Genomic DNA, 14796 nt, shown 5'->3' with positions numbered 1-14796 from the left:
CACCAGCACTACACAAACTGGCTCAACGACCATTGACACCTATAGGAGCATCAAAATAAGGGGCAGATCAGAGATGCTCAAGAAACTTTTTCCACTAATTTTCGGGGCCAGGATGGTGCTCAGATCGCCGGCATTCAGTGGCCTGTGGCTTGGTCCCAACCCCCGAAGGAACCCCTAACCCGACGCCAACGGAGCCCCTAAACATGCGGTCCCGGGGCTCGACGGCATCACTAACCCGAGGCCGTGGCGAAAGCCCTGCCTCAAGCCCCGACGGAACCACCAATCCGAGGCCACTGGAGTCCCTAAATCCGCGACACCAACGTCCGAAGGAGCCCTCAACACGAGCCGAGGGAAGCCCTGTCTGAGTCCGTGGCAGAACCTGCAGGCATAAGGCCACGGAACTACTTGGCACCGTGGCATCGACAGAAACCGGGGTGCTCAGAGATTGGAGTGCAGCCCAGAGGCGAGATGTGGCGGCTCAAAAAAGACGGGACCTGCCAGATCTCACGCCTCAGCGGGTGGGCTCGGGGCCACGCGATCGCGACGAAGCGCGAGTGCACAACATGCCGCACACACGGCGGTCGCGGCTGCGAGCACCACTGCGCCGAGAACAAGGTGCCAGGCGTCTGCGTAGAGAAACGAAACGACAGCCAGTACACCGAGCGCCAGGGCACTGAAACCTTGAATGATTGCCTCCCGCGATGAGGCTCTGGTGAGCTGGGTTCCCGTCATACCCCGAGCCTATCGGTGCGTTTCCCATCTAACTAGGGTTCGCTACTGCGGCACGTTCCAGGCCGAACCTTGCTGAGCGGCAAGATCCGGCGGGGTCCGGACAGGCCGGACCCCGCGGGACCAGGCCGGACCCCGCCGGACCCCGCCGGATGTCACTCCCCGGCTGGAGTATCCACCTGCATGGCGACAGCACGGACGGGTGACCCGTCCATCCCGAGGAAGGGCAACGGCAACACCGTGACCCACGGATCGGCCCAGTCGACCGAGCCCAGGTTGGTCAGGTTCTCGATGATCACGCCATCGGCACCCAGCAGCTCCCGGTGGAACGGCAGATCGACCTCCGCCCCCGACAGGTCGGTCGGATCCGGGTTGAGGGTATCGACGCCGACCACCGAGACGCCTCGATCCAGGAGACGGCGGGCGATGTCGCCGTCGAACGCTGGATGGCGCAGATACAGCTCAGTGCCGAAATGCTCCGACCAGCCCGTCTGAAACAACACCATCGCAACTGATCCAAGTTCCGCGAGCTGAGCCTCGACGTCGTCCCAGCCGAAGGTGTGACCCGGACCGACGGCGGGAAGCCGGACGATCCGGGCGGGTCCAACCAGCCGCTCAAGGTTGATCTCGTCCACCGAAGCGCCGCCCTCCACCGTGTGGAGTGGAGCGTCCAAGTGGGTTCCCGTGTGGGTGCCCGCATGGACTTCTGCAACCTGGAACCCATCGGCCGCGAGGTGGGCGGCGATGGTGATGGTCACCTCGGGATCGCCCGGGAACACCTGCATCCCGGAAACAATGGGATGCGAGAGATCAACGACCCGCATGGCGGAGGTCGTCGGTTTCGGGAGCGCTATCGCTGAGGTGTGAGTGGTTGGGCGTCCCGGAAACGATCCGTCGAGCCGCAATCGCCCACAACAGGTACAGGCCGGCGGAGATGATGAAGGTGGGGATGGTTGCCCCGATAGGGCTCGGCACTGAATACGTCAGGATCAATGACGCTGTGGCACCGATTACCCACACAGCCACTGCTGCCAGATTGACGCCCTTGAAGTACCAGTAATCACCACCGGATCCGCGCAGGATGTCCTTGTTGTAGTGGCGTTTGCGGACGATGTAGTAGTCCACCAGCATGACCGCGAACACTGGGATGAACAGGGATCCGATGAGCACCAGGAAGGAGGTGAATTGATCCAGCAGCGCCAACCAGGTGGAGCCAATGATGGAGATCGCGCCGAGGACCAGCGCCGTCGGGAGGAACTTGACCTTGCTGGACGGAACCATGTTCACCACGGAGGAGACCATTCCGTACACCACCATGGTGTTGGTCGCCATCACCGACAGGAAGATGACTACCGCGAGCGGTGTTCCAAAGGCAGCAACAATCGCGGTGGGATCAAACGCCACAGCCTCGCCGCCGTCGAGCACCAGGTACGCCACGGTGGTGGCGCCGAGCACCATCGCGAGCACCGTGGACAGGGTGTAGCCGATGCCTGAGCCGATCATGCCCGCTGCCTGCGACTTCGCCAGGCGGTTGAATTCGGCCGACAGGACCGTCCACGAAATGGCGGTGGCGATGACGACGTCGAGCACTGCCACCCCTGACCAGCCAGCTTCGGGGTCGGCTGGCAGAGCAGCGAAGTCCGACGGCGCGAAGGCAGTGAACGCGTTGACGAAGATGTAGGCCATGAAGGCGAGAATCACCAGAGCGAGCCAAGGCTCAACCCGGGCAATGCCGGCGTGGCCGAAGATCGCCAGGCACACGACCAGCAGCTGGCACAGCACTGAGAACAGGATGGGGTTGGAGAACCCGGTTGCTTGCTCCACGAGGAAATTCACTGTGACGCCCGCCAGCATCGCCTGTACCCAGCTCCAGCCCATCAGGATCACCACGTTGGCGGCGACCGGAAGGAACGAACCGCGGAGCCCGAATGAGCCCTTGGTCAGGGACATGGTGGGAAGGCCGGTGCGAGTGCCCATGTTGCCGACGAGCACAAGGACCGCGCCGCCAATCAGTGTGCCGAGGATGATGAGTCCGACGGCGAGCGGCCAGCTCACGCCGGGGACAAAGAGTGTTCCGGTGAGTAGCGTGGTGACCACCAGGTTGGCGGCCAGCCAGATCATGCCCATCCGCCCGGCGCCGAGGGTCCCCCGGATCGGGCCGAAGCCCTCCGAGTTCTTCTCAAGGTGGTCGGATAGCCGGGAGAAGGCTGACCCGGACGAGGGGCCGGTGCGTTCGGAGGTCGTCATGGTGCTACCTGATTTCGGGGGAGTCGGAGGGGGCAACTGCTGGGAGTGGTGAGAGGTGTTCGTGAACAGCATGCACCGTGCCGGTGGCGTTCCGGTGGAAGATGATGGTCTCGCGCTCGAGGGTCGTTTCACCCGTGTTGATGGTGGTCATCACATCGTGGCTGAACACGGCGCTATCCCCGAGGAGCTGGATCGCGGGGTTGCTGCTCACGCAGTCGGTCACCCGCCAGCCCTCCGCAAGCCACGAATCCCACAACTCTTCGTAGTCCTTGCGGCGGGGAAGGCGCTTGGCCTCAGTGTGGAAGATGAAGGTAGCGTCCTCACTGAAAGCCGCGAAGTACGCTTCGGTGTCTGTCTGGGAAAATGCCGTAACGACGCGCGAGGCAGCCGCCTCAACGTCGTCCCGGGTCAGACCAGTGTGATCGGTCATAGGGTGTGGTCCTTATTCGAATGATCGACGACGGCGAACTCGTCTTGTAGCCTCACAGACAACTTTTGTTTTCAACAAAGTTTGAGTGACACAGCTAACAATGTCAAAGGGTTTACCCAAGTTACTGCTGCAGAGGCGAAAGCGGATGCAAAATGACACAAAAAAGGTGGCGTTCCCGCCTGGGGAACGCCACCGTGGAGTATGGCTTAGCGCATGTTGACGAACTGCAGATCGGCTTCGTCGAAGTTCTTCAACAGTGCCATGGTGGCCTGCAAGTCGTCGCGCGACTTTGAGCTGACACGCAGCTCGTCACCCTGGATGGTGGACTTGACGCCCTTGGGTGCCTCGTCACGGATCAGCTTGTTGATCTTCTTCGCCACGTCCTGGGCGATGCCCTCTTTGATGGTCGTTTCCAGGCGAAACTCCTTGCCTGAGGCATAGGGCTCGCCGGTATCGAGGGACTTCAGGGAGATGCCGCGCTTGATCATCTTGGACTGCAGCACATCGAGGACCGCCAGGACGCGCTCCTCCGAGTTGGCTTTCATCAGGATCATCTCGCCGCTGAAGTCCACCTCAGCGCCGATGCCCTTGAAATCGTAGCGCTGGACGATCTCCTTCTGCGCCTGGTGCAGCGCGTTGGCAACCTCCTGTTTGTCTACTTTGCTAACAACATCGAAAGTGGATTCGCTCGCCACAATGTCTCCTAAGGGGTAGTGAGAAGGAACTGCTCCCAGCCTAATCGGTTCTCCCCGGATCGGCTTGTGGCCAAGACTCACAGCCGATCCACAGGAAGTCCGATGTCCACTCACAAAACCCGGTGAAAGTCTTGACTCCAGCGATCAACCATCAGGAGAGAGCCATGACGAGCAAACCGCGTGTCCGGTACCAGGTTCGAGTCCGGCATGCGGTGGCCGGAACATTCCTCGCTGCATCTTCGGCGGTGTCGATCACCGGCCTGTCGGCAATGCCGACGGTGGCGGCCGGGGCGTCGTCGTCGGTCGAGGCCACCTACGAGGCGTCAGCCAGCGCCGAGCGGCTGGCAGGGGTGCGATCCGAAATGGATAACGCTGTCGCCCTTGGCTTGGTGACGACGAGCCAAGCGGATGCCTTCTATGCCCAGATTGAACGCCGCGTGAACGCCGGACTCTAGGCGTAAAGGGGTCGCTGCGGAGGCGATTCGATTCTTGCCCCGATTTTCTGTAAAGTTGTCTTGCCCGCGGTTACCGTGGGCAAACCTCATATATGAGGACGTTTGGCAGATTACCCGAGCGGCCAAAGGGGGCTGACTGTAAATCAGCTGGCAACGCCTTCACTGGTTCGAATCCAGTATCTGCCACAAACGCCGGTATACCGGGAGAGTAGCCCGCCAGGATCTTCGCCAAGATCCGGGCGGGCTACTTTTTTGCCCAGGGAACGCGCTTGTGAGCACACCGGCGGTGCCTCACCTGTTCGCGGTACCCTGATCCCTGCTGCGCACCCGGCTGCTGACGGTGCAGTATCGCCAACCAGTGGGTGTAAGTGTCTTCAATGATCTGGCTGCTGGCACGCCCCTGCCCTCGACATGGTCGCCAAGATGTCTAAATCTGACGCTCAAGGTGCACCCTCAACTGCAGCACCTACTAGGCATCGAGTTTGTTGGCGGTTTCCGGAATGCGCCCTGCAATAACCAACCTCAGATAGGCTCTCGGGATGGGGAAAAACATACTGATCTACGGAAGCTGCGTATCCCGCGACGCTTACAACACATTCAGCGACGAATACAGCCTCACCGGATATGTTCCCCGCCAGTCAATGATCAGTGCAATGGCCCGACCAACAACACTCCCGGATGGGATCAATCTGGAGTCTAACTTCCAGAACCGGTCCATGTCCGGGGATCTCCAGTCGAACCTTCTGCCGACACTTCGCCGGAATGCCGCCCGTACCGACCTATTGCTTGTCGATCTAACGGACGAACGTTTAGGGGTGGCGCGGCTCGCTGATAAATCGTTTGTGACACGATCAAAAGAGCTAATGCGAACCAAGCGTCTGGACCTGCTCCCGGATAAGCCGGTGAGGTTCGATTTCGGAACGGATCGCCATACTCAGGTGTGGATGCGTGCGGCGACGAACCTTTTTGCCCGCATCCAAGCCATGCCCTTCCAGGTCCTTGTTATCAATACACCGTGGGCGCATATGACAGATGAAGGTAGGTTGGTTCCGGACGAGCGAGTCTCACCTTCGGTAGCCAATACGACATTCCAAACCTTCGCCGATCACCTGCGAGAGCTGGAAGTGAACGTCGTCGACATGCCGGGGGAGCTGGCTTTGTCCACCGCGTCGCATAAATGGGGTCCTGCCGCCTATCACTATGCCCCACCCGCGTATCAGTGGATCCGAAATCAAGTAGAAGCCGTCCTCTGAAAAAGATACCCAGCAGCGAATCAGCCGGAAGAGGGCGAAGCCAAGCGTTGAAATGCCTTTAAATTCAGCGGGTTTCGCCTTTTCTGGCTCGAATCCAGTATCTTCCACACCGCCGATAAAACGGGAAAGCAGTCCGCCCGGATCTTCGCCAATATCCAGGTGGGCTACTTTCCTGCTCTTAGCTGGTTAGGCGGGGCCGCATTATTCATAACCATTGCAGCACTGCGTTTTGTCCAGCCGCTGAGGGTGTCATAGCCTCAAAGATGCAGCACATCTTTTCGGGGTGGTCGGTCGGCCACGCCTCCCTTGGATTCTGTCTAATCATTAGAGACGGCCCGGATGTTCGCGTGGCCCAATTCACCGGGAGTAACGGGTATGAAATCTTGGACTGTCGTGCAGGGGATTGATTCTTCCAAAATTCCCGGTGCCATGAAGCTTGGAAAGAGTCTTTCGATAGTTGGAGAATCAATTCTGCCTATCCGGGAGCGCGGCCCTGGCGTTGGTGTCGTCGCACTCTCCGGAGCCGGAGCTATCGGTACCAGATTCTTGAGGGAGCCCAGGGATCTGGATGCATGGTTGTCCGAGCATCCTTCCGCAACCCCATCGGCTATCGGAGCGGCCCTGCGGGGCGCGGTTTGCGCCGTGCTGTGGGAGCCATCCACTCGATCCTTATATGTGACCCCGGATCCCCTCGGCAGTGCTTTCGTCTTCATATGGCGCGACGGGTCAACGACCGTGGTGTCCAACGATCTCAATAGCCTTCTTGAGGTGGTCGCGCGGTTGGGGACAACACTGCAGAAATCAATGCCGTATCTGCTATCGACCCTGGTCGTGGGCCATGGTGGGTACTATCCCACCAGTTACGAGGGAGTGGATGTAGTGCCGCAAGGGCGCCTACTGAGGCTTTCGATGGACGCCCAAGAGTTTATGGCTTACGAGCGGCCCGACGTCGGGCAGGCCACGTATGAGGAACTTCTTGCGCAGACCCGAACAGAGATTCTTGACAATGTGGTCGCGGCCGCGGAGGCACCGGCAGAGTATCGGATTGCTCACCTCACTGGTGGAGCTGACACCCGGCTCATGCTTTCCGCCATCCTCCACGCAGGAGTGGCAGACCGCTTCAGCTTCTTTTGCAGCGGTCCCGACAATTCAACCGACCGGGTTGTCTCGGATGGACTGGTGAGGCAATACGGACTGACGCCCACGAGGCATCCTGGATTCGATGTGGAACTCGAACCAATGAATCATCGCGAGCGAACCCTGGCTACCACCCAAATGGTTTCCGGATTGATGCCTACAGGTCCCAGCCTGGGAATGAAGGAACCGGAGGGTGGATCGGTAATTCTGAGCGGGGGATACGGTGGTCTGCTCCGCTCGCATTATGGTTCACGGATCGACCCAACAAAAATCAAGTTCGGGCCAGAGCTACTCCGACAAATCTGGGGGAACTTGGCCTTCGGTGACGCCGGACAACGCCTGTCGAGCCCAGGACTTCACCGGGACATCAGCTCGCGGATCAGCGCGAAATACGAACAATTGGCCGCTAGCGGGTTCAACGATGACGCGCTAATGGACGGGCTCTTCCTTACGGTCCGGAATCGCTACTACGTGGGGTTAATCTCGTCAACGGTTAGCCGCACTGTGCCTAGGTTCGATCCCCTGTACACGCCTCTGGGCGCCCATTGGGGCTTATCCCTGCCTCTGCAGGACCGAGCAACAAATGTGGCCGGATTCGACCTGATGGAATCAATGTCCCCGGGGCTGCGCAACTGGGAGTTTGATTTCCCCCGCTTCAGCGACCGCTTCCTTGCACTTCGAGGAGCGCAGGATGAAAAAAGTCTCCCCTCCGCTGGCACACTCCCCTGGGACGGCCGAACCAACATGGTTACAGGCTCCTCGGGAAGCGGACTACCGCTACCGACGACGGAACAGGTTGACTTCGCCAACTCAATCCGGGCGTCCGCTGCGCAGGTAGCGGGACTGGACCTCGTGCAAAGCCAGTGCAAACAGCTGATCGACGGAATCGGCAGGAAAGAACTTGAGCCACATTTCGATTGGGTGGTGCTAAACCGCTTGATGCGACCAGGTTTGAAAAGCCGTGGACCAATCCGGTCCGTCTACTACTTGTACAACTCGCTGCTGTGGTACTACGAGGGATAAGTCAGAGGTAGTTCGCCGGCATATCGATGGATATCCCGGCGAACTACTTTCCGGCGCTGCCCGGGCGGACCGAGGTAATCGATTAGGCGACCGGCTGTGGATCCCGCAGCCCGGAGATTTCGCGGCCCGCGGTCCGGGCGGCATCCTCGGCGTCGGACTTCATGGCAGCGGCCTGGTCGGCGAAGGCATCGAGTGCAGGGTTGACCCCAACCAGGGTGAACTGACGCTGCACTACACGAAGGTCCAGCCCCCATACGTCTGCAAGCACCCGGCGCAGCCATGCGGTCGAGTGGTCCCAGCCTTCTTTGGGCGTGCCTGGATCGTAGTTGCCACCCTGCGTGGTCACGAGCACGGCGGGCTTGCCCTGCAGGGCCGAACCGGCGACGCCGATCCGCGGGTCGGTGTAGGCGACGTCGAACCAGGTTTTGAAGTGCTGTGAGACCCCGAAGTTGTAGAGGGGGACCGTGAACAGCAGCGCGTCGGCCTCAATCAGCTCGTCGGCAAGCGCCGCAGCGAGGGTGGTCCCTTCACGCTGCGCCTCGGACAGATCGCCGCCGGGCATGAAACCGGCAGTCACTGCCTCCTGCCAGGCAGTTGCCGGGACAGGGTCGTTGGCCAGTACCCGGCGGACGACCGTTGACTCGGGGTGGGCTGAAGCCCACTGCTCCTCTACCAGGTCGCCGAGTGCGCGGCTGGCGGAAGTAGCGGGCATGATGCTGGCATCCAGGCGGAACAAAGTCATGAGAGCTCCTCTAAGCAATTTTCTAGAGTCACTCTTATTTTCAGAGTGACTCATTGAAAGTTAGCACGATATGATGGCGGTATGGCAACTGAAGCGAGCGACCTGCATGTCTGTGACGCCGCGGTTGGTCTTGCCTTCTCCGTTCTGGGCAAGCGTTGGAACGGCATGATCATCGATGCGCTCAGCGCTGGGCCGCTGTCTTTCGCCGTTCTGCGCCGCACAGTGAACGGGATCAGTGACGCCATGCTTGCGGACCGCCTGACCGAACTCACCGACGTCTCGCTGCTCACCCGGACCGTGGATCCCGGTCCGCCCGTCGCCGTCAGCTACGCGCTGACACCCGGAGGGGAGCGTCTGCTGCCCATCCTGCACCAGCTCGGTCAGTGGGCCTCGGCGAACCTTGTGGTAGCCCATAAGCCCTGACCGCCCGTCGTCATCCCTCGAAAGGCTCCAGAGCATGAGTGCATTTCATCAGGACCTCGCCCTTGGACGATGGATTCCCCGCGTCTCAGTCGGACCGCGACTCGCGGGGCTCGCCAAGCGGGCCCGACGGGAGCCGTCCGAAGCTCCTGAGGATCTACTCATCGACGACCTCCTGGTTCCCGGCCCGGCTGGAGCGCCCGACGTGGGACTGAGAGTGATCCGCCCAAAGACGCTGCGGGGAAACGCTCCGGCGATCCTCTGGCTGCATGGTGGTGGAATGGTGATCGGTAGCAACAGTCAGGACGACGCCACCAACTTCGCCTTCGCCCGCACCCTAGGAATCACCGTCGCTTCGGTCGAGTACCGCCTGTCGCCGGAGCACAAGGCACCCGCAGCCCTCGAGGACGCCTATGCGGCCCTGGCCTGGCTCGTTGCCCATGCCGAGGATCGCGGGATTGACCCGGGTCGTATCGCTATTGGCGGGCAGAGTGCTGGCGGCGGTCTCGCAGCCGGGCTTGTCCTCCTGGCTCACGACCGCGGAGAGATCCGGCCAGCCTTTCAGCTCCTGGTCTACCCCATGATCGACGACCGCACCGTCACGAGGGAGGACCTGGAGCCCGGCAACATGCGGGTCTGGACGCCACGGAGCAACCGCTTCGGCTGGACCTCCTACCTGACCCAGGTACCGGGTAGCCCAGGAGTGTCGCCCTACGCAGCTCCGGCACGGAGGGAGGACCTGACCGGGCTGCCGCCCGCCTGGATCGGCGTCGGAACCCTTGACCTTTTCCATGACGAAGACATCGCTTACGCCGCTAAGCTTCGGGCGGCGGGGGTGCCCTGCGAGCTGGAAATTGTCGACGGGGCCTTCCACGGTTTCGACGCCCTGTTCTCCAATAAACCTGTCTCCAGAACCTTCTGGCGTGCCCAGGCGGCGGCCCTCCAGAGCGCCCTGTTCCCCCGTTAGGGACCGCTTTGGCCCCCAGGAACGATGGGACAATCGCCGGCCCATCTTCATTGAGAGCGAACACGGGGAGACATCTGCGGTCAAACTCGTTAGCGTTAAAGACATGGCAACTATTGAAGTAACCGAGGCAACTTTCCCCGAGACCATCGAAACGAACGACATTGTGTTCGTCGACTTCTGGGCTGAATGGTGTGGCCCGTGCAAGCAGTTTGCTCCCGTGTACGACGCCGTTTCGCAGAAGCACGACGACATCACCTTCGCGAAGGTGGACACCGAGGCCGAGCAGTCCCTCGCCGCAGCAGCCGGGATCACCTCAATCCCCACCCTGATGGCTTTCCGCGAAAAGGTGCTGGTGTTTTCCCAGCCCGGCGCGATGAACGCCACCCAGTTCGGCGAGCTGGTTGATGCAGTCAAGGGCCTCGACATGAAAGAGGTCCACGAGCAAGTAGCGCAGCAGCAGGCAGCCGCTCAGGCGGGCACGCCAGCCGAAGCTCCGGCAGCGGACGCCCCGGTGCAGGACGAGCAGAAGACCAACTAGTCTTCGCCTCAGGCACCAGCTAGACCAAACGAAACCCCCGATCCTCGTCCGAGGGTCGGGGGTTTCGCGTGCGTCAGTATCTGGTTAGTTGCTCTTGGTGATCTGCACCGGCTCGGACAACAGGCCGCTGAGCGACTCGTTGAGATCCTGCACCGCTGAGCCGCGTGAATGCTTTTCCAGCAGTTCCTCGGACTCCCAGCGTTCCGTCAGGATGATCCGGTCCTCTGCCACGTCGGTGATCTCGTAGCGGATGCACCCCGGCTCGTTGACCACCTGCTCGATGGCGATGTCCAGGGCCAGTTTCACCCGGAAAACCTCGCCTGGGTTGGGAAGAAATACCGCAGTTACGTCAAGTGGTTCACTCATGACAGTCAGCCTACCGGTGGCGGTGATCCTCGGGTGCAAGCCGCGGGCCATAGGTGGGTTTGCGGAACCCACTCGAATACAGCATTCGCACCACCCGCTGCCGATTTCCGTTCCAGGGAGCCAACAGCTCAAGCATCCCGGCGTCGTCGGTCCGGCGACCCGTCAGAGCCGCCCCCACGAAGGCCGCCAGATGATAGTCACCCACCGAGATCGAATCGGGGCACCCGTGCGTGCGCTGCAGGACTTCAGCGGCCGTCCACTGGCCAATGCCCGGCACCGAACACAGCGCGGCGGTGACCTGGCGGGCTGACGGGACGGCCGCCAGGCGCTCCAGTCCCGAGGCCAGTGACGCGGCCTTCAGAATGGTCTCCGACCGGTGGGCATCTACGCCCGCCCGGTGCCAGTCCCAGGACGGGACCCGCCGCCACTGGGCAGCGGTAGGCGGCAACCGTAGGCCAGCGGGTGCCCCCGGGGGCCGGAACGCCTCGTCGCCGTGCCGCACCAGCAGCCAGCGCCACGCCCGCTTCGCCTCGATACCCGTCACCTTCTGCTCCAGGATGACGCGCGCGACGGCGTCCAGCATCCGGCCCGTGGACGGCAGCCGTAACCCGGGGTTGAGATACCTGCCTTTCCGGGCGAGCTCGGGCAGGGATTCCTGGAACCCGGGGCTGTCGAAGGGACCCCAGTCGTCGTCGGCGCCGAGCAGGGCAGGCACTGACTCGATCGCGGCGGACGCCCCAGGGCCCCAGGCGGTCGCGTGAACACGGGCACTGTTCAACGCTCCGCGCTGTTCCAGCCGGAGCGTGGCGGCGCCGTCGTCATTCCGAAAAGCCAACCAGATGCCACCCAGGTGGTGGATGAACGCCGGATCATGAGCACCGCACTGCAGCGTCCCCACTGTACGCACGAGGTTGTACGGGGCTTCGGGCTCCCACACCAGCGAGTGGCCGGGCCCGGCACCAGGCCCAGCCACGGCATCCTTGCGGACAGAAACGGTCATACGACAATGGTGTCACGCCTGACTGACATCAATCTGGTGAGCAACCTGGACAGCGCGGAGCAAGCTGGACATCAGAGCGGGAGCTGGCGCTATCGGATGTCCAGGTTGCTCTCGAATTCGGTGTTCGGGTTCAAACGGAACCGCCTAGGGCATCCCTGATGCAAGCCACAGCGCGACGACGGCCAGCGGCACCGTCAGCGCCACCACCACCAGACCGGCGACGGCGAAGCCGGGCCAGGAGACGGGCACGCCCAGGCCCCGCAACCGGTCGGCCCAGAGCAGCGTCGCCAGGGACGCCCACGGGGAGATGAGGGGGCCGAGGTTCACCCCGATGAGCAGGGCAGCCAACCGGACGGGGGAGTCGGCAGCCGGTTCAAGGGCGAGGTAGGCGGGCAGGTTGTTCACCGCGTTCGCCCCGAAGGTGCCGGCGGCCGCCAGCTGCAGAAGGTCCGGCAGGGACTCGCCGGTTCCGGCAACGGGTTGGAGTGCGTCGCTGAGGCCCTGGGCATGTCCAGCCTCCACCAGCACAAACAGGCTCATGGCCAGCAGCAGCGGCTGCCACGGGACCAGCCGGAAGCTGAGCGTCGCCGGGCTCCGGGCCGCGAACACGCCGATCAACAACAGTCCCGCGACGGCCGCCGGAATCACCACCGGCAGGCCACTGACCAACGCCGGAAGCAGCAGCACCAACACCAGGGAGCCAGCCCCCAGCAGGAAGCGGTCCTCAGCTGGCGTGCCGGGCTGCCGGAGGTAGCGGGCACGGAGCGGGCCGCGGAACAGTAGAGCCAACAGCAGGCACGGCACCAGGATCCCCACGGCAGCCGGAGCCCACAGCAGCTGCACAAACTCCCAGGGCGTGTACCCGATCTCCTGCTGCGCCAGGAGATTGGTCAGATTGGATACCGGCAACAGCAGGGATGCGGTGTTCGCCAGCCACACCACCGTCAACGCGAACGGCAGCGGCGGCAGCCCTGCATGCCGGGCGAGCAGCACCACCAGCGGGGTGATCAGCACGGCGGTGGTGTCCAGGGACAGGAACACTGTACTCAGGACCGCCAGCCCGACCACCAGCAGCCACAGCAGCCGCACGCTGCCACGGCCCCACCGGGAGATGAACGTGGTGAGACGTTCAAAGACTCCGGCAGCGAACAACAACTCGGTGACCACCGTCATGGCCGTCACAAACAGCAATATGTGCCAGACCCGTTCCCACAGTTCGGCCAGACCGGCGAGGGGAAGGATTCCGGACACCACCACCAGCACAGCTGCGCCCGGCAGCAGGGCGGGCAGCAGGTAACGGCGCATACGGGTAGCCTTTCTCACCGGTGGCCGAGGCCGATTGGGGTGTCCGGCGGGTCAGCGCCGTCCGGGAACAAGAGTACTTCGCGGTAACTTTATAGGTATGAAGTATGCGAACTCCGTAGTGGACCTGATCGGCAACACACCGCTGGTCAAACTGAACAGCGTGACCGAGGGAATTGCCGCAACCGTCCTGGCGAAGGTGGAATACCTGAACCCCGGCGGCTCGGTCAAGGACCGTATTGCCGTCAAGATCATCGACGCTGCCGAAGCCGAGGGCAAGCTCAAGCCCGGCGGCACCATCGTCGAACCGACCTCGGGAAACACCGGCGTCGGGCTGGCGCTCGTTGCCCAGCAGCGTGGCTACCGGTGTGTTTTTGTGGTCCCGGACAAGGTGGGCGAGGACAAGCGCAACGTCCTGGCCGCCTACGGCGCCGAGGTGGTGGTCACTCCGACCGCCGTGGCGCCGGACAGCCCACAGTCCTACTACGGCGTCTCCGACCGCCTCACCCGCGAGATCCCCGGCGCGTTCAAGCCGGACCAGTTCTCCAACCCCAACGGTCCACGCAGCCACTACGAGACCACCGGTCCCGAAATCTGGAATGACACCGAGGGCAAGATCACCCACTTCGTCACCGGCGTCGGCACCGGCGGCACCATCAGCGGCACCGGCCGCTACCTCAAGGACGTATCAGCAGACCGCCCCAGCGGCCCGGTGCGCGTGATCGGCGCCGACCCAGAGGGCTCCATCTACTCCGGTGGCACCGGACGCCCCTACTTCGTCGAGGGTGTAGGCGAGGACATGTGGCCCGACGCCTACGACAAGACCGTCGCCGACGACATCCTCGCGGTCACCGACGCCGAAAGCTTCGCCATGACCCGCCGCCTCGCCCGTGAGGAAGGCCTCCTGGTTGGCGGTTCGTGCGGCATGGCTGTGGTGGCCGCGCTGCGGGTGGCCAAGGACCTGACGGCCGACGACGTCGTCGTCGTCCTCCTCCCCGACGGCGGCCGCGGCTACCTCGGCAAGATCTTCAGCGACGACTGGATGAAGTCGTACGGCTTCATGGAAAGCGGCGACGAGGCGACGGTCGGCGAGATCCTGCGCTCCAAGAACGGCAACATGCCGGACCTGGTGCACACCCACCCCACCGAAACGGTGCGCGACGTCATCCACATCATGAACGAGTACGGTGTCTCCAACATCCCGGTCCTGTCACAGGAACCCCCGGTCAAGATGGGTGAGGTGCTGGGCTCGGTCGACGAACGTCTGCTCACCGACAAGCTCTTCCACGGCGAAGCTAAGCTCACCGACAAGATCTCCCTGCACATGAACGACAAGCTGGCTCTGATCGGTTCACTGGAGTCGGTGGCCACCGCACGGGAGCGTCTGGTGGACAGCGACACGCTGATGGTGACGTTCGTTGGGTCACCTGTGGGAATTCTGACGCGCCATGACTTGCTGACGTATATGAGTATCTGACTTCCCCTCTAAGGA

16 protein-coding genes and 1 tRNA gene are annotated in these 14796 nt (G+C 62.4%); 8 read left to right on the top strand and 9 right to left on the bottom strand.

What is annotated here, in order from left to right:
• Positions 1 to 504: 504 nt before the first annotated feature.
• From HMI57_RS17845 to HMI57_RS17825, 5 genes are all read right to left on the bottom strand, one after another.
• Positions 505 to 732, bottom strand: coding sequence for a hypothetical protein (locus HMI57_RS17845; protein ID WP_171587338.1), 228 nt, complete (start codon positions 730 to 732; stop codon positions 505 to 507).
• A 152-nt stretch (positions 733 to 884) separates the two neighbouring features.
• Positions 885 to 1553, bottom strand: a complete 669-nt coding sequence (locus HMI57_RS17840; protein ID WP_171587337.1) for a cyclase family protein — start codon at positions 1551 to 1553, stop codon at positions 885 to 887.
• The gene (locus tag HMI57_RS17835; RefSeq protein WP_171587336.1) at positions 1540 to 2976 is read right to left on the bottom strand and encodes a cytosine permease; all 1437 of its coding nucleotides are present in this window, start codon (positions 2974 to 2976) and stop codon (positions 1540 to 1542) included. Before HMI57_RS17835 ends, HMI57_RS17840 begins: the two co-directional genes overlap by 14 nt.
• 4 nt (positions 2977 to 2980) lie before the next feature.
• The gene (locus HMI57_RS17830; RefSeq protein WP_171587335.1) at positions 2981 to 3406 is read right to left on the bottom strand and encodes a nuclear transport factor 2 family protein; all 426 of its coding nucleotides are present in this window, start codon (positions 3404 to 3406) and stop codon (positions 2981 to 2983) included.
• 206 nt (positions 3407 to 3612) lie between these two features.
• Entirely contained in the window at positions 3613 to 4101 is a 489-nt protein-coding gene (locus HMI57_RS17825; RefSeq protein ID WP_019484312.1) for a YajQ family cyclic di-GMP-binding protein, read from the bottom strand.
• A gap of 164 nt (positions 4102 to 4265) precedes the next feature.
• Here HMI57_RS17825 and HMI57_RS17820 point away from each other — a divergent pair, with 164 nt between their 5' ends.
• From HMI57_RS17820 to HMI57_RS17805, 4 genes are all read left to right on the top strand, one after another.
• A complete protein-coding gene (locus HMI57_RS17820; protein ID WP_171587334.1) occupies positions 4266 to 4556 on the top strand; it encodes a hypothetical protein in 291 nt (96 codons plus the stop codon).
• A 104-nt stretch (positions 4557 to 4660) separates the two neighbouring features.
• Positions 4661 to 4742: transfer RNA gene (locus tag HMI57_RS17815), tRNA-Tyr, on the top strand.
• A gap of 353 nt (positions 4743 to 5095) precedes the next feature.
• On the top strand, positions 5096 to 5809 hold the full coding sequence (locus tag HMI57_RS17810) for a DUF6270 domain-containing protein (protein WP_171587333.1): 714 nt from the start codon (positions 5096 to 5098) through the stop codon (positions 5807 to 5809).
• A gap of 909 nt (positions 5810 to 6718) precedes the next feature.
• Entirely contained in the window at positions 6719 to 7969 is a 1251-nt protein-coding gene (locus HMI57_RS17805; protein WP_171587332.1) for a hypothetical protein, read from the top strand.
• 82 nt (positions 7970 to 8051) lie between these two features.
• On the opposite strand, the gene HMI57_RS17800 is transcribed toward HMI57_RS17805, so the two are convergent.
• A complete protein-coding gene (locus HMI57_RS17800) occupies positions 8052 to 8711 on the bottom strand; it encodes an NAD(P)H-dependent oxidoreductase (protein WP_171587331.1) in 660 nt (219 codons plus the stop codon).
• A gap of 81 nt (positions 8712 to 8792) precedes the next feature.
• Between HMI57_RS17800 and HMI57_RS17795 the strand changes: the two genes are divergently transcribed.
• From HMI57_RS17795 to trxA, 3 genes are all read left to right on the top strand, one after another.
• Entirely contained in the window at positions 8793 to 9134 is a 342-nt protein-coding gene (locus HMI57_RS17795) for a helix-turn-helix domain-containing protein (RefSeq protein WP_171587330.1), read from the top strand.
• Between the two features lie 34 nt (positions 9135 to 9168).
• Positions 9169 to 10098 (top strand): alpha/beta hydrolase, encoded by a 930-nt coding sequence (locus tag HMI57_RS17790; protein ID WP_171587329.1) that lies wholly within the window; start codon positions 9169 to 9171, stop codon positions 10096 to 10098.
• A gap of 103 nt (positions 10099 to 10201) precedes the next feature.
• On the top strand, positions 10202 to 10636 hold the full coding sequence (gene trxA, locus HMI57_RS17785) for a thioredoxin (protein WP_171587328.1): 435 nt from the start codon (positions 10202 to 10204) through the stop codon (positions 10634 to 10636).
• An 84-nt stretch (positions 10637 to 10720) separates the two neighbouring features.
• Here the strand turns inward: trxA and HMI57_RS17780 are convergent, their stop codons facing one another.
• The 3 genes from HMI57_RS17780 to HMI57_RS17770 all read right to left on the bottom strand — a co-directional run bounded on the left by HMI57_RS17780 (position 10721) and on the right by HMI57_RS17770 (position 13307).
• Positions 10721 to 11002, bottom strand: a complete 282-nt coding sequence (locus HMI57_RS17780) for an antibiotic biosynthesis monooxygenase (RefSeq protein ID WP_171587327.1) — start codon at positions 11000 to 11002, stop codon at positions 10721 to 10723.
• A 10-nt stretch (positions 11003 to 11012) separates the two neighbouring features.
• On the bottom strand, positions 11013 to 12002 hold the full coding sequence (locus HMI57_RS17775; protein ID WP_171587326.1) for a 3-methyladenine DNA glycosylase: 990 nt from the start codon (positions 12000 to 12002) through the stop codon (positions 11013 to 11015).
• A gap of 144 nt (positions 12003 to 12146) precedes the next feature.
• Positions 12147 to 13307: an SLC13 family permease gene (locus HMI57_RS17770; RefSeq protein WP_171587325.1), complete on the bottom strand. Its 1161-nt coding sequence runs from the start codon at positions 13305 to 13307 to the stop codon at positions 12147 to 12149.
• Positions 13308 to 13404: 97 nt separating this feature from the next.
• On the opposite strand from HMI57_RS17770, the gene HMI57_RS17765 reads away from it, so the two are divergent.
• Complete coding sequence (locus HMI57_RS17765; protein WP_171587324.1) at positions 13405 to 14781, top strand: cystathionine beta-synthase; 1377 nt, start codon at positions 13405 to 13407, stop codon at positions 14779 to 14781.
• Positions 14782 to 14796 lie beyond the last annotated feature (15 nt).

Origin of the sequence: Arthrobacter sp. 260, from assembly GCF_013116745.1 — a bacterium.
Lineage (GTDB): Bacteria > Actinomycetota > Actinomycetes > Actinomycetales > Micrococcaceae > Arthrobacter_D.
Note: the sequence above shows the minus strand (reverse complement) of the source record. Positions and strands in the feature narration are given on the sequence as shown.

Bases quoted from the DNA above. Each gene is read 5' to 3' on its own strand.
- HMI57_RS17845 (WP_171587338.1), bottom strand. From the start codon at position 732: ATGACGGGAACCCAGCTCACCAGAGCCTCATCGCGGGAGGCAATCATT.
- HMI57_RS17840 (WP_171587337.1), bottom strand. From the start codon at position 1,553: ATGCGGGTCGTTGATCTCTCGCATCCCATTGTTTCCGGGATGCAGGTG.
- HMI57_RS17835 (WP_171587336.1), bottom strand. From the start codon at position 2,976: ATGACGACCTCCGAACGCACCGGCCCCTCGTCCGGGTCAGCCTTCTCC.
- HMI57_RS17830 (WP_171587335.1), bottom strand. From the start codon at position 3,406: ATGACCGATCACACTGGTCTGACCCGGGACGACGTTGAGGCGGCTGCC.
- HMI57_RS17820 (WP_171587334.1), top strand. From the start codon at position 4,266: ATGACGAGCAAACCGCGTGTCCGGTACCAGGTTCGAGTCCGGCATGCG.
- HMI57_RS17810 (WP_171587333.1), top strand. From the start codon at position 5,096: ATGGGGAAAAACATACTGATCTACGGAAGCTGCGTATCCCGCGACGCT.
- HMI57_RS17805 (WP_171587332.1), top strand. From the start codon at position 6,719: ATGGACGCCCAAGAGTTTATGGCTTACGAGCGGCCCGACGTCGGGCAG.
- HMI57_RS17800 (WP_171587331.1), bottom strand. From the start codon at position 8,711: ATGACTTTGTTCCGCCTGGATGCCAGCATCATGCCCGCTACTTCCGCC.
- HMI57_RS17795 (WP_171587330.1), top strand. From the start codon at position 8,793: ATGGCAACTGAAGCGAGCGACCTGCATGTCTGTGACGCCGCGGTTGGT.
- HMI57_RS17790 (WP_171587329.1), top strand. From the start codon at position 9,169: ATGAGTGCATTTCATCAGGACCTCGCCCTTGGACGATGGATTCCCCGC.
- trxA (WP_171587328.1), top strand. From the start codon at position 10,202: ATGGCAACTATTGAAGTAACCGAGGCAACTTTCCCCGAGACCATCGAA.
- HMI57_RS17780 (WP_171587327.1), bottom strand. From the start codon at position 11,002: ATGAGTGAACCACTTGACGTAACTGCGGTATTTCTTCCCAACCCAGGC.
- HMI57_RS17775 (WP_171587326.1), bottom strand. From the start codon at position 12,002: ATGACCGTTTCTGTCCGCAAGGATGCCGTGGCTGGGCCTGGTGCCGGG.
- HMI57_RS17770 (WP_171587325.1), bottom strand. From the start codon at position 13,307: ATGCGCCGTTACCTGCTGCCCGCCCTGCTGCCGGGCGCAGCTGTGCTG.
- HMI57_RS17765 (WP_171587324.1), top strand. From the start codon at position 13,405: ATGAAGTATGCGAACTCCGTAGTGGACCTGATCGGCAACACACCGCTG.